Source organism: Pseudomonas gingeri (genome assembly GCF_013385425.1).
GTDB classification, from domain to species: Bacteria; Pseudomonadota; Gammaproteobacteria; order Pseudomonadales; family Pseudomonadaceae; genus Aquipseudomonas; species Aquipseudomonas gingeri_D.
The window spans coordinates 156045-168006 of sequence record NZ_JACAQA010000002.1 but is presented as its reverse complement, the minus strand read 5'-3'; the positions used below and the strand labels follow the sequence as shown (position 1 = coordinate 168006).

Below are 11962 nucleotides of genomic sequence, written 5' to 3'. Positions count from 1 at the left end.
TGGGGAAAAATCACATGGCCACACTTCCGGATTTCCGCCTGGAAACCTACTTTTCCAAGTGGGAGTTTTCCGCGCGCTACCATATGACCGCATCCGATGCGCAAAGCCTGACCATCAAGGCGTTGCTGGCGTTGGCCGATGCGCCGGACCGCGAAGCCTTCGAGACCTTGTCCCTGGGCTACACCCAGACATTTGGCGCGCCCGAGTTGCTGGAGGTGATCGCTTCAACCTACGAGCGTCTGGCTCCGGCCGATCTGCTCTGCTTCGCCGGGGCCGAGGAAGGGCTCTATGTGGCCATGCATGCGCTGCTGGACAAAGGCGACCACGCCATTGTGGTAACGCCCAACTACCAGTCCTCGGAAACCATCCCCTTGAGTCTCTGCGAGGTCACGGGCGTGGCCCTGGACCCGGAGCAGGGCTGGACGCTGGATATCGACGCGGTGGCGGCGGCGATCCGCCCCAATACCCGGCTGATCTCCATCAACTTTCCCCATAACCCCACCGGCAAGATCCTTGAACGCGAGCGTTTCGACGCTCTGGTCGACCTGTGCCGCCAGCACGGTATCTACCTGTTCAGCGACGAGGCCTATCGCTTGCTGGGCCTGGGTGAGGGCGGGCAACTGCCGGCGGTGGCCGATGTCTACGAACGTGGCCTGTCCCTGGCGGTGATGTCCAAGCCCTATGGCTTGCCGGGGCTGCGCATCGGCTGGATCGCCTGCCAGGACCGTGGGTTGCTGTCGCGCATGGAGCGCATGAAGCATTACCTGTCGATCTGTAACGCCGGCCCGAGTGAAGTGCTGGCACGGATCGCGCTCAAGGCTCGCGAGCCGATCCTGGCGCGGATCCACCAGTTGATGCGCCACAACCTCACGCTGCTGGATGGATTCTTCCGCGAGTTCGAAGAGTTGTTCGAGTGGTATCGCCCTGATGGCGGCTGCATTGCCTACCCGCGTTACCTCGGGGCCGAAGGGGTCGAGCGTTTCGCCACCGACCTGGTGGAGCGCACTGGCGTGCTGCTGTTGCCGTCGAGCATCTACGAGTCGGCGCTGGGGCCGGTGCCCCAGGATCGCTTTCGTATCGGTTATGGCCGGGCCCATATGGAGGAGGGGCTGGAGGTGTTTGCCAACTACCTGCGCGGTCGCCGTCCATGAGCCCGATAGCGTTGCCGGTCCATGGCCTGGGGGAGTTGCGCGACGTGCTGCTGCGCAAGGACATGTTGCGGGTGGTGCGCGAGGCTTTTATCCGCCATGCCGAGGGTGAAGTCGTCGCGCCCCGTGGCGGTGAGTTGCTGTTCCAGGATCCGCCGGGGGACTGTCATATCAAGTTTGGTCATTTCCGTGGTGGCGGGGTGTTTGTGGTCAAGGTGGCGATGGGGTTCTATGGGAACGCCGCCAAGGGCCTTGAGACCAATAACGGCCTGATGCTGGTCTTCGATGCGCGGACCGGGGCGACCCTGGCCGTGCTCAATGACGAAGGCTGGTTGACCAGTTGGCGGACTGCCGCCGCCGGTGCATTGGCGGCCAAGGCCGGTGCGCCGTCGCGGGTCACGGCGCTGGGCATTGTCGGCAGCGGCCATCAGGCCGAGCACCAGGCGCGCTGGACCGCCGAGATGCTGGGGATCGACCGGGTGTTTATCTGGGGCCGCAGCCCGGACAAAGCCGCGCGGTTGGCGGCCAGTCTCAGCCATCAGGGCCTGATCGCCCAGGCGTTGCCGAGCGTTGAGCTATTGTTCGAGCGTTGCAACGTGGTGATCACCTGCACGCCTTCAACCGAGGCGCTGGTCCCGGCTTCGGCGGTACGGCCCGGTACCCATATTGTTGCACTGGGAGCCGACAGCCTCGGCAAACAGGAGCTGGACCCGGCGATCCTGGCCCGGGCCCGGGTGATCATGACCGATGATCGGCATCAGTGCGCCGAGCGGGGTGAGTTGGCCCATGCCTTGGCGGCGGGGTTGGTGGAGGCCGGAGCCGATGTTTCGCTGGGCCAGGTGCTGGCGGGCAAGGTCCCGGGGCGCTTCAGCGATGACGATGTGACCGTGGCCGACCTGACGGGACTGGCGGCCCATGACATTGCCATTGCCAGCCTGGCGATCGAGTCGCTGCGCAACGCGGAGCGTTAGGCGTCGGGGGCCTCGCCACCAAGCTCGCTCCTGCAGGGGGCATTGCGTACAATTCCCGCTTATTTTCAATGGCCCGGCTCCCCTATGGTCGATATCGCCTTTATGAACGCCGCCGCCGATGGTTTCGCGGCGCTGCTGTTTCCCGACCTTGAAGCGGTGGTCCACGATGTCCGCAACGGACGGATCACCCACATCGCCAACGGTTTCTCCCGGCGCAAGGTCGGCGATCCCTCGTTGCTCGACGATCTTGCTGAACTGGAGCAGGGCGCGGACGTCATCGGCCCCTATGAAAAGAACGGCGCCAACAATCGCCAGTTGCGTTCCATCAGTATCGCCGCGCGCGCCGACAGCGGCGAGATCGTCGCCCTGCTGTGCCTGAATTTCGATGTCACGGCCCTGTCCCAGGTGCAGAAGCTGCTCAGCGGCTTTGCCGCCGGCAGCCAGCCGCAGCCGCGTCCACAGGCCTTGTTCAATGCCGACTGGCGGGAAAAGCTCAACGATATCGTCGAAGCCATCTCGGCCCGCCAATGCGTGCGCCGAAGCGATTTCGGCCGCGCCGAAATCCGCCTGGCACTGATCGAGGCCAAGGCCGGCGGGCTGTTGGATATCCGCAATTTCGTCGATTATTTCGCCGAATACTTCGAGATTTCCCGGGCGACGGTTTACAACTACCTGAAAGCCATTGCCGCCGACGACGGAAACGGATGATCCAGCGGGCGCATTAATGGCATCATGGCGGACTGTCGAGGTGCACGAGCTTGTGCGCTTATCTTTCGAGCCTGGAGAGTTGATGAATGGCTGTGCAGCAAACCCTCACCGTGATCCCGCCGAACGCGTCCCTGAACGGAAAGGTGACGCCGCCCGGTTCGAAGTCGATCACTAACCGGGCCTTGTTGCTCGCCGCCCTGGCCAAGGGCACCAGCCGCCTGTCCGGCGCGCTGAAAAGCGATGACACCCGCCATATGTCCACTGCCCTGCGGCAGATGGGCGTGCAGATCGACGAACCGGACGAAACCACCTTCGTGGTCACCGGCAACGGCAAGCTGCAAGTGCCGGAACAACCGCTGTTCCTCGGCAATGCCGGGACCGCGGTGCGCTTCCTGACCGCGGCGGTGACCACGGTGAACGGTCGTGTGGTGCTGGACGGCGACCACTATATGCGCAAGCGCCCGATTGGCCCGCTGCTCGAGGCCCTGCAGCGCGGCGGCCTGGACGTTGAAAGCGAGACCGGCTGCCCACCCGTGATCGTGAACGGTCGTGGCGGCGTGCAAGCCAAGCGTTTCGAGATCGACGGCGGCTTGTCCAGCCAGTACGTATCGGCCTTGCTGATGCTGGCGGCCTGCGGCGAGGCCCCGATCGAGGTGGCCCTGACCGGCAAGGACATCGGTGCCCGTGGTTACGTCGACCTGACCATCGCCTGCATGCAGGCTTTCGGTGCCCAGGTCGAAGTGCTCGACGAAACCCTCTGGCGCGTTGCCGCCACCGGCTACCAGGCCTGTGACTACCGCATCGAGCCGGACGCATCGGCGGCCACCTACCTGTGGGCGGCGCAAGCCCTGACCGACGGTCATATCGACCTGGGCGTGGCCGGTGAAGACTTCACCCAGCCGGACGCCAAGGCACTGGAGGTGATCCAGCAGTTCCCGCACATGCCCGCCGTGATCAATGGTTCGCAGATGCAGGACGCGATCCCGACCCTGGCGGTACTGGCGGCGTTCAATAAAACTCCGGTGCGTTTCGTTGAGCTGGCGAACTTGCGGGTCAAGGAATGCGATCGGGTCCAGGCGCTGTTCGATGGCCTCAACGGCATTCGTCCGGGCCTGGCGAGCGTGGAGGGTGACGACCTGCTGGTCGCCGCCGATCCGGCCCTGGCCGGCACCACCTGCGATGCCTTGATCGACACCCACTCCGACCATCGCATCGCCATGTGCTTTGCCCTGGCCGGTTTGAAAGTCGCCGGTATCCGCATCCAGGACCCCGATTGCGTGGCCAAGACCTACCCGGATTACTGGAAGGCCCTGGCCTCGCTGGGTGTGCAGTACATCTGACCGATTCGATCAGGCCTGGACCAGCGCCAGGCCCTGATCGTTGATATGGACGGCGACCTGCCGGTAATCCGCCAGCACCCGGTGCGGGGTTTCCATCGGGTGGGCGTGGGTCGCACTGATCACCACCACCCGTGCCTCAGCGGTTTCTCCCGCGGTAATGCCCGCCGGGGCATCTTCAAATACCAGGCAGTCTTGTGGGCGAACGCCCAGGCGTTGTGCTGCCAGCAGGTAGCAGTCGGGCGCCGGCTTGCCGTGGGCGATATCTTCGGCGGTGATCACCAGTGGCGGGAAGTCCAGGCCGGCAGCGGCCATCCGCCGTTCGGCCAGGGCCCGCGGCGCCGAGGTGACAATCGCCCAGCGCTCCGGCGGCAGGCTGGCGAGAAAGGCTTTTGCGCCTTCGATGGCGATCACGCCTTCGACGTCGTCGATCTCGGCCTGGGTGATCGCCGCTGCTTCACGCTCGGGATCGACGCCCGGCAGGTTCTGGCGGCGCACGGTTTCGATACTGCGCACACCGTGAATGGTCTGCAGGAAGGCTTCCACATCGAGGCCGTGGCGCTCTGCCCATTGGGCCCAGACGCGCTCGGCGCTGGCGATGGAGTTGAGCAGTGTCCCGTCCATATCGAATAGAAACGCCGCGAATCGCTGACCTTCAACCATCTCCGTTCTCCACTGTCAGCCCTTGTCGCAGGGCAAAGGCAGCATGCTAGCACGGGATTTTCGGTTGTCTTTACCGGTGCGCGGAGCAGGTCGACGGCTTGTTCAAGCGGTCTGGCCGTTGCCCGCTGGTTCGGTTGGCCATGTGATGCTGGGCAGTGCTTCGAACTGCGGGCGGGCGAACAGGTAGCCCTGGAAGAGTTCAACGCCAAGGCGGCGGAGTTGGAGATACTCCTCTTCGCTTTCGACACCCTCGGCGATCACCCGTATGTCGAGAGATCGACACATGCCCAGCACGCTGTCGGTGATGACCTGCCTGACTCGGTCATCATGGATATTTCGGATAAGCTCCATGTCCAGCTTGATGATGTCGGGTTGAAACTCGGCGAGAAAACAGAGCCCGGAATAACCTGCACCAAAGTCATCGATGGCAGTCTTGAAGCCTTGTTTTCTATATTCCAGCATAATTTGCTTGATATGCTGCTTATCAACCAGATACTCGTTTTCGGTGACTTCGAAGATAATTCGACTCGTCGGGAAATTGAAGCGCCTTGCCGCTTCCAGCGTGGCACGGATGCAGGCCGCCGGCTGGTACACCGCATTGGGTAGGAAGTTGATACTGAGATAGCAAGGTATTACGAGTCGAGCGGCCAATTCGACTGCTTTTACCCGGCAAGCCTGGTCGAATGCATAACGATTGCTTTCAGAAACCTGGCTCAAAATACTTTGGGCGCCACTTCCGTCAAGTCCGCGGACCAAGGCTTCGTAGGCAAATACCTGGTGTGTGCGGACGTCCACGATTGGCTGGAATGCCATGCTGAAATCGAACTCGAGAGCGGTGCCCTCTTTACAAGCAAGACAGCTTGCGGATGAACCATGGGTCGTGTTCATAGCGATTCACTCGTGCTAATGCCTGAAATATTTTCGGGTTCCCAGAGCATAGTCCTTTTCCGTCCTGTTCAAGGCGAGCGGATGATGGCGCTTTGATTTCATCTCGGTGTGGGTGGACGTATCTGTACGGTTGTGAGTTTTTGTATAGGAATTTATTGAATAAGTTGTTCATTCTGTGTCGGTTTTTGGCGGTTATCGTTTTTTGATCGCTTATGCCGGGGAGGTAAGCGCTGTTCTCTTGGGCTCGGCATCGAGCCGATGCACAGCGTTGCATTTGAGTCGTCCTGCTCGAAAAATCAAGCTCTACAGGTTGTTTCCGGCTGTGATGCAAGATTTTTCTGTCGCGCTGCCTACCACTCTGACTCGCAAATATCTCGACAGGAGTCGAATTGATGCCGGTCGGGCAAAACCTTTACAATTATTATTTTCTGTATAGTATTTCGAGTGTTCTCCTGAAGTTTTTCGGAGTCTACGAGGTGTTGGAGCATGCGAATCCTGCTGATGGCGCTTTGTTGCTTCTTGCTGGGCAGTTGCGGCAACGTCGAAGTCGATCACTACGCCGCCGAACGTCCCTCGCTCGATCTGGTGCGCTTCTTTTCGCAACCGGTGGAGGCCTGGGGGATCTTCCAGAAACGTTCGGGGGAGGTGGTCAAGAGATTCCATGTGCAGATCGCCAGTCGTCGCGAAGGTGAGCAACTGATTCTCGACGAACATTTCCTCTATAGCGACGGCAGCCGCCAGCAGCGGATCTGGACCCTGACCCCTGGGGCCACCGGGCACTGGACCGGCCGTGCCGCCGATGTGGTCGGCGAGGCGCGTGGTGAAGTAGCGGGCAATGCCCTGCGCTGGCGCTATCAGATGAACCTGCCGGTGGACGGTTCGACCTGGGAGGTGAGCCTCGACGACTGGATGTACCTGATGGATGAGGACACCTTGATCAATCGTTCGAGCATGAGCAAGCTCGGCGTCGAACTGGGTCAGGTGACCCTGTTTTTCCGCCGGCAGCCGGTGGTGTCGCAATGAACCTTCAGACTTTGAGCGAATGGGCCGCCGAAGGGCGTGTCCAGGAACTGGAGCTGCTATCGCTGGAGGGCGGCTTCTACCTGCTGCGAGCTCGACTGGAGCAGGGCATGCGTACCTTGCTGGACGCGCGCGGTGAAGTGCTGCGGCTGCGTTCCACGAGTCATGTGCGTGAGTTGTTGCGCGAGTTGCCGTCGCTACCCTGTGTGCTGGTGCAACACGTCGTCCACGACGAGATGTGCGGTATGCGTGACGGTCCCATCGAGCCCCTGCGCCTGCCATTTTCTCTGACCTCACCCTGGTGACGGCCGCTGTCCGATGGCGTGTAAGCAGCATGCCGGTACGGGCTTTTCGAATATTTTTCAGCGGGTCGTGGAATAACTCGGCGTGGTGCGCGTCGGACTAGGGCAAGCCACTTTGTACTGGCGCAATGGCCGACAAGGCCGGGCGATCACCCGAATCCCGAGCGAGACGAATTCCCATGAAATTTGCGAAAGTACCTTCCCTGTTGGCGGCCGTTTCCCTGGCCTGCATGACCCTGGCGATGGCCGGCAGCGCAACGGCGGCCCCGGCTCCGGCAGCGGCCCCCGTGCACAATATCGTTCTGGTCCACGGCGCCTTTGTGAATGGCGCGGGCTGGAAGCCGGTCTACGACATCCTGGTCAAGGACGGTTACCACGTCTCGGTGGCGCAGCATCCGCTGACCGCTTTCAGCGATGACGTGACGGCGGTCAAGCGGATCCTGGCGATGCAGGACGGTCCGACCATTCTTGTCGGCCACAGCTACGGCGGCGCGGTGATTTCCGATGCCGGTACCGACGACCATGTGGTGGGCCTGGTCTACATTGCTGCCCATGCCCTGGATATCGGTGAAACCGAAGCCGCCAACGGCAAGCTGTATCCGAATTTGACCAAGGCCGTGAAGAAAACCGCGGACGGCTTCCTCTACCTGGATCCGGCGTTCTATGCCGCTGATTTCGCGGCTGACCTGCCCAAGGCCCAGGCTGAATTCGAGGCCAATGCCCAGTCCCTGACCTCTGCCTCGGTGTTTACCACCGCCGCTACTTCGGCCGCCTGGAAAACCAAGCCGAGCTGGTACGCCGTGGCAAAAGCCGATCGGATCATCAACCCGGACCTGGAGCGCATGTACGCCAAGCGCGCCAACAGCCACACCATTGAAATCGCTGGCGCCAGCCATGCGGTCTACGAGTCCCACCCCAAGGAAGTGGCGGCGCTGATCGAGCAGGCGGCGAAACACGCGCTGGATGCCAAATAGTCGCAGTCGACGGCCACAAGGTGGAGGGGGCGGCAGGCTAGGCCTACACTGAAACTGACAGCCCGGATGGTCCGGGCTGCTGATGCGAGGTGCGTATGGATACTCAACCTGCTTCCCCGTTCACTGCGTTTGCGTACCCGGGTGTCCAGGCCATGCCCTGGCGCAAGGTGCCGATCCCGGATGAGGATCAAGAACCGCTCAGCGAGACCCCCGGCAACGAAGACGATCACCAGGTGCCGCAAACCTGGAAACACCCCGACGATGGCAAAAGCCTTTCTGAGCTTGATGAAGAACTGCCGCTCAAACCTTGAGACACACAGCCCGGTGCAAAGCCGGGCTGTGTTGTTCGTCTGCCGTTGAAAACCCGGTCCCAATCAATATCGCGCCTGTGGCGAATGCACTCCTTTGACTTGAAGGCGTCGGAGCAAGGGCTCATGATCGCTGACGACTTCATCTCCCTTTTCCAGGAAATTCCATGAACCATGAAATTCGTGTCGTTGCCAGTCTTCATGCCAAACCGGGCAAGGCAGCAGAGCTGGAATCCCATCTCAGGGCTTGCGTGGTCCCGTCCCGCGCCGAACCTGGTTGCCGTGAATATATCCTGCATGTCGATCAGGCCGACCCCGAGCGTTTCATCTTCGTCGAGCGCTGGATCGATCAGGCCGCCATCGAACACCACCGCGGCACCGCGCACTACAAGGCGATGGCCGCGGCGATCGGTGATTTGTTGAGTGAGCGCCAGGTCCTGCTGTTGGATGAGGTGCCTGGGCAGTAAGGCTGATGAACCTGGCGTGCAAGCACCAGGTTCGTTGCCGGTGGCTTAGAAGCGCACCGTCGCGCCGGTGGTGAACCAACGATCGCGATCGCCCGACAGGTGCTGACCGGCCACCAGGTCGATGTCGAGATTTTTGCCAATATGCAGGCGCGGTCCGGCCTGCCAGCCCTGGTCGCCATTTTGTTGGCCGAAACGTTCGGCCACCAGGGTCAGCGACTTCAGCACATCGTATTCCACACCACCGCCCCAGCTCCGGCCCTCGCTGGGCGCGCCGTCGTTATGGGCGTGGTACCAGCCGGCACTGACGGTCAGGCGCAAGGGTGTGAAAGGCGTGTAGGTCAGCGGCACTGCGAGGTCGGCGCCGTCGAAGGCATGCCGGCGATCCGTGGCAACGTGGGCCTGGGCCACTACTGCGGCTTCGAGCCCCAGGTCTTCCCGAGTGAAAATCGAGGCCTTCAGGTGCGGACTCAGCATCGTGGTGTGCTCGCCGTCGTCACGACTGCGGTTGATGTCGGCACCCAGTTGCACGGCGGGCAGACTGGTCGGTGTGCAGTCCGCCGAAAGCACGGTTTCGCCGCTGGCGGCGTTGTGCCGGCCGCTCTTGTACCAGGTGTCGATATTGCATTGGCCGGGGTCGTTGATCCCGCCATCATCGACGACGTACGAGCCGCCGGCCGCGTGGGCCTTGGAGTAGAGCGAAAGCAGCAGGAAGGTACTGAAAGTGGCACCGACAAGCACCACCGTGCGTTGCAGGGCGCGGCGCTGGGCCGGGGGCAGGTGTTTAAGCAGGGAGCTGGAAACCGTCGGCGTCGGCCGGGCGGTGGTCGTTCGCTTGGTGTGGCGAGAAGTGGATTTTTTCATGGCAGGCCTCGGTGATCAGATGCTCACGGGCGCGCGCGTCGGATGCGCGTCGTCGTGAAACGGGCAAAGGGGTATGGAGGTCGTGGTGGTACGCGTTACAACCGGGTTCTTCATTCATGCTTGATGCTCCTTCGGGGTGGGCGGTCAGTGACCGCGTGCAGGCAATGGCCTGACCTCTACCTAGGTAAAAGGCCGGGCAGGGTGTTGCTTGATAAGGGGTGAACAGACGCTCAGTCCTCCAGGGACAGGACATCGATCTCCATGGCCCTGGCCTGGGCCACCAGCTCTTCAGTGTCGTGGCCGCCGGGAAAGGCAATCACCAGCTGCGGTTCGCTGTCCATCAGCATGAACTGGTTGCGCCGGCGTTCGGCCTGCTTGCCATAGAGCTGCCAATTGGACGGATAGCGCACCAGGTGCGTACCGCTTTCCCGGGCCCAATCCTCGATCTCACTGCCCAGGAACTGGTTGCCGCCATGAATCAGGACACTGATCTTGCGGGTCTGGTGATAAGCCTCCAGCACCTTGCGGCACATCGCCGCGTTCAGGTAATAGCGCCCGGCGCAGATCAGGACGCGCATGGGTAGTTATCCTTGTCGAGCCGGGGCTCGTCGTTGAGTTCAAGGGCGTGTACAGGCCCGGGTGCAGGCTCGTTCGCGCCCGGGGACTGAGTTTCCGGGACGCGTTCTCCCGAGCGTTCGAGCACTGGATAGGCGAGTGCCGCGATGTGGTGGTGTACACGCCGGTAATCGCGCAGCACCCGCTGGAAAATATCCCCCGATTCGGCCCAGGTGCTCTTGTCGGCACTGAGCTTGCGAAAGTGTTCGCGGCTGGCGCCGGCTTCCAGGCGGCGAATCACCTCCTTGCGCTCCACCAGTCGATGGGCCGTGACGGTGTCTTCGCGCAGGAACACGGTGACCGCCAGGCTCAGGCTTTCGCGCAGCTCTTCGTGCAACGGATAGATGTGCCCCAGTTCGAACTCCGAGAAGCGTTCGCCACGGCGCCGACGGCGCGCCGCCAATTGGGCGAGGTTGGTCGAGAGAATGTCGCCGGCATGCTCCAGGTTGATCACGAACATCAGGATTTCCTGGGCGCGGTCGGCATCCTCGTCGCTCAGGCCGTCCTGGCCGATATCCGCGAGGTAGGCGCGGATCGCCGCGCTGAGCAGGTCCAGGGACTGGTCGAGCTGGCGGATAGCCTCGGCCGACACCTCGCCGGGTTTCTGGAACAGTTGCAGTACCCGATCGAGCATCACCGAGAGCATGTCGGCGATGCGCAGGGCTTCGCGCACGGCGTTCGAGAGACCGATATTGGCCACTTCCAGGCCGGCTTCGTCGAGGTACTGCGGCATGCCCGGGTCGGCGGCCTGCTCCGGTGTCGGCAGCAGTCGGGTCAGGCCCTTGGCAAGCCAATCCACCAAACCGATAAAGCCCAGGCCCAGAAGCAGGTTGAAGGCGATATGCAGGTACACCACCAACTGCGCGGGGGCGATGGCGGTAGCGGCCAGGCTCTTGCCCAGCAGCGAGGCGAACGGCAGCAACAGCAGCGCGCCGAACAGCCGCACCAGCAGATTGCCCAGGGGCAGGCGTCGGGCGACCGGGGTGCCGGCATTCATCACCGACGGCAAGGCGCCGCCGATATTAACCCCGAGCACCAGGGCCAGGGTGGTCACCGGCGACATCAGCCCGGTGCTGGCCAGGGAGGCGATCAACAGGATCACCGCGACACTGGAATGGCACATCCAGGTCAGCAGCAGCGCCACCAGCAAGGCGATCAACAGGTCGCCGTCAAGGCCTTGCATGACCACATGGAACAACGGCGTGCTTTCCATCTGCCCGAGGGCGGCACCCAGCAGGCTCAGCGCCAGCAGCATCAGGCCGAGGCCGATCAGGGCGCAGCCGACGCTTTCATAACGCGAGTCGTCGCGCAGACGGAACACCACGAAGCCCGCCAGCAGTACCAGGGGGATGGCGATCGAGGTGTCGAAGCTGAGCAGTTGCACAACCAGGGTCGAGCCGATATTGGCCCCCAGCATCACCGCCAGCGCCGGAGCGAGACTGAGGGTGCCGGCGGCGGTGAAAGAGCTGGCCATCAGGCTTACCGCGGTACTGCTTTGCAGCACGGTGGTGATGCCGATGCCACAGAGCAGGGCCTTCCAGCGTTTATCGAGATTGCGGCCCAGGCCATTGCGCAGCTGGGTGCCGAAGCCACGCAGCAGGGCGGTTGAAATCATATGGGTGCCCCAGAGCAACAAGGCGATGGCGCCGGCGAGGTGGATCAACAGAGCGGTTCCAGACATGAGGATTCTCCACGTACTG

14 protein-coding genes are annotated in these 11962 nt (G+C 62.3%); 9 read left to right on the top strand and 5 right to left on the bottom strand.

Going from position 1 to position 11962, the window contains the following annotated elements:
* Positions 1–14 precede the first annotated feature (14 nt).
* From HX830_RS01305 to HX830_RS01290, 4 genes are all read left to right on the top strand, one after another.
* Positions 15–1151 carry an aminotransferase class I/II-fold pyridoxal phosphate-dependent enzyme gene (locus HX830_RS01305; protein ID WP_177098724.1) on the top strand — a complete coding sequence of 379 codons (1137 nt, stop codon included), beginning with the start codon at positions 15–17 and terminating at the stop codon, positions 1149–1151.
* Positions 1148–2119 (top strand): ornithine cyclodeaminase, encoded by a 972-nt coding sequence (locus HX830_RS01300; RefSeq protein ID WP_177098723.1) that lies wholly within the window; start codon positions 1148–1150, stop codon positions 2117–2119. Before HX830_RS01305 ends, HX830_RS01300 begins: the two co-directional genes overlap by 4 nt.
* An 84-nt stretch (positions 2120–2203) precedes the next feature.
* On the top strand, positions 2204–2827 hold the full coding sequence (locus tag HX830_RS01295) for a helix-turn-helix transcriptional regulator (protein WP_177098722.1): 624 nt from the start codon (positions 2204–2206) through the stop codon (positions 2825–2827).
* Positions 2828–2913: 86 nt separating this feature from the next.
* On the top strand, positions 2914–4167 hold the full coding sequence (locus HX830_RS01290) for a 3-phosphoshikimate 1-carboxyvinyltransferase (RefSeq protein ID WP_177098721.1): 1254 nt from the start codon (positions 2914–2916) through the stop codon (positions 4165–4167).
* Positions 4168–4176: 9 nt separating this feature from the next.
* On the opposite strand, the gene HX830_RS01285 is transcribed toward HX830_RS01290, so the two are convergent.
* Both HX830_RS01285 and HX830_RS01280 read right to left on the bottom strand, forming a co-directional pair.
* The gene (locus tag HX830_RS01285; protein ID WP_177098720.1) at positions 4177–4827 is read right to left on the bottom strand and encodes an HAD family hydrolase; all 651 of its coding nucleotides are present in this window, start codon (positions 4825–4827) and stop codon (positions 4177–4179) included.
* 102 nt (positions 4828–4929) lie between these two features.
* Positions 4930–5715, bottom strand: coding sequence for an EAL domain-containing protein (locus HX830_RS01280; protein WP_152739429.1), 786 nt, complete (start codon positions 5713–5715; stop codon positions 4930–4932).
* 486 nt (positions 5716–6201) lie between these two features.
* Between HX830_RS01280 and HX830_RS01275 the strand changes: the two genes are divergently transcribed.
* From HX830_RS01275 to HX830_RS01255, 5 genes are all read left to right on the top strand, one after another.
* Positions 6202–6738, top strand: a complete 537-nt coding sequence (locus HX830_RS01275) for a DUF3833 domain-containing protein (protein WP_152739426.1) — start codon at positions 6202–6204, stop codon at positions 6736–6738.
* Positions 6735–7040: a DUF6482 family protein gene (locus HX830_RS01270; protein ID WP_152739424.1), complete on the top strand. Its 306-nt coding sequence runs from the start codon at positions 6735–6737 to the stop codon at positions 7038–7040. The genes HX830_RS01275 and HX830_RS01270 overlap by 4 nt, the downstream gene beginning before the upstream one ends.
* A 176-nt stretch (positions 7041–7216) precedes the next feature.
* Positions 7217–8011 (top strand): alpha/beta hydrolase, encoded by a 795-nt coding sequence (locus HX830_RS01265; RefSeq protein WP_152739422.1) that lies wholly within the window; start codon positions 7217–7219, stop codon positions 8009–8011.
* A 152-nt stretch (positions 8012–8163) separates the two neighbouring features.
* Positions 8164–8322 carry a hypothetical protein gene (locus tag HX830_RS01260; RefSeq protein WP_177098625.1) on the top strand — a complete coding sequence of 53 codons (159 nt, stop codon included), beginning with the start codon at positions 8164–8166 and terminating at the stop codon, positions 8320–8322.
* A 164-nt stretch (positions 8323–8486) separates the two neighbouring features.
* On the top strand, positions 8487–8786 hold the full coding sequence (locus tag HX830_RS01255; protein ID WP_152739418.1) for a putative quinol monooxygenase: 300 nt from the start codon (positions 8487–8489) through the stop codon (positions 8784–8786).
* A 45-nt stretch (positions 8787–8831) separates the two neighbouring features.
* Here the strand turns inward: HX830_RS01255 and HX830_RS01250 are convergent, their stop codons facing one another.
* From HX830_RS01250 to HX830_RS01240, 3 genes are all read right to left on the bottom strand, one after another.
* On the bottom strand, positions 8832–9647 hold the full coding sequence (locus HX830_RS01250; protein ID WP_256350368.1) for a hypothetical protein: 816 nt from the start codon (positions 9645–9647) through the stop codon (positions 8832–8834).
* 230 nt (positions 9648–9877) lie between these two features.
* Positions 9878–10225 carry a DUF2493 domain-containing protein gene (locus HX830_RS01245; RefSeq protein ID WP_177098719.1) on the bottom strand — a complete coding sequence of 116 codons (348 nt, stop codon included), beginning with the start codon at positions 10223–10225 and terminating at the stop codon, positions 9878–9880.
* A complete protein-coding gene (locus HX830_RS01240; RefSeq protein WP_177098718.1) occupies positions 10213–11943 on the bottom strand; it encodes a Na/Pi cotransporter family protein in 1731 nt (576 codons plus the stop codon). The genes HX830_RS01245 and HX830_RS01240 overlap by 13 nt, the downstream gene beginning before the upstream one ends.
* Positions 11944–11962 lie beyond the last annotated feature (19 nt).

What these genes read in the sequence shown, in the direction of transcription:
- HX830_RS01305 (WP_177098724.1), top strand. Translation starts at nt 15, where the DNA reads ATGGCCACACTTCCGGATTTCCGCCTGGAAACCTACTTTTCCAAGTGG.
- HX830_RS01300 (WP_177098723.1), top strand. Translation starts at nt 1,148, where the DNA reads ATGAGCCCGATAGCGTTGCCGGTCCATGGCCTGGGGGAGTTGCGCGAC.
- HX830_RS01295 (WP_177098722.1), top strand. Translation starts at nt 2,204, where the DNA reads ATGGTCGATATCGCCTTTATGAACGCCGCCGCCGATGGTTTCGCGGCG.
- HX830_RS01290 (WP_177098721.1), top strand. Translation starts at nt 2,914, where the DNA reads ATGGCTGTGCAGCAAACCCTCACCGTGATCCCGCCGAACGCGTCCCTG.
- HX830_RS01285 (WP_177098720.1), bottom strand. Translation starts at nt 4,827, where the DNA reads ATGGTTGAAGGTCAGCGATTCGCGGCGTTTCTATTCGATATGGACGGG.
- HX830_RS01280 (WP_152739429.1), bottom strand. Translation starts at nt 5,715, where the DNA reads ATGAACACGACCCATGGTTCATCCGCAAGCTGTCTTGCTTGTAAAGAG.
- HX830_RS01275 (WP_152739426.1), top strand. Translation starts at nt 6,202, where the DNA reads ATGCGAATCCTGCTGATGGCGCTTTGTTGCTTCTTGCTGGGCAGTTGC.
- HX830_RS01270 (WP_152739424.1), top strand. Translation starts at nt 6,735, where the DNA reads ATGAACCTTCAGACTTTGAGCGAATGGGCCGCCGAAGGGCGTGTCCAG.
- HX830_RS01265 (WP_152739422.1), top strand. Translation starts at nt 7,217, where the DNA reads ATGAAATTTGCGAAAGTACCTTCCCTGTTGGCGGCCGTTTCCCTGGCC.
- HX830_RS01260 (WP_177098625.1), top strand. Translation starts at nt 8,164, where the DNA reads ATGCCCTGGCGCAAGGTGCCGATCCCGGATGAGGATCAAGAACCGCTC.
- HX830_RS01255 (WP_152739418.1), top strand. Translation starts at nt 8,487, where the DNA reads ATGAACCATGAAATTCGTGTCGTTGCCAGTCTTCATGCCAAACCGGGC.
- HX830_RS01250 (WP_256350368.1), bottom strand. Translation starts at nt 9,647, where the DNA reads ATGAAAAAATCCACTTCTCGCCACACCAAGCGAACGACCACCGCCCGG.
- HX830_RS01245 (WP_177098719.1), bottom strand. Translation starts at nt 10,225, where the DNA reads ATGCGCGTCCTGATCTGCGCCGGGCGCTATTACCTGAACGCGGCGATG.
- HX830_RS01240 (WP_177098718.1), bottom strand. Translation starts at nt 11,943, where the DNA reads ATGTCTGGAACCGCTCTGTTGATCCACCTCGCCGGCGCCATCGCCTTG.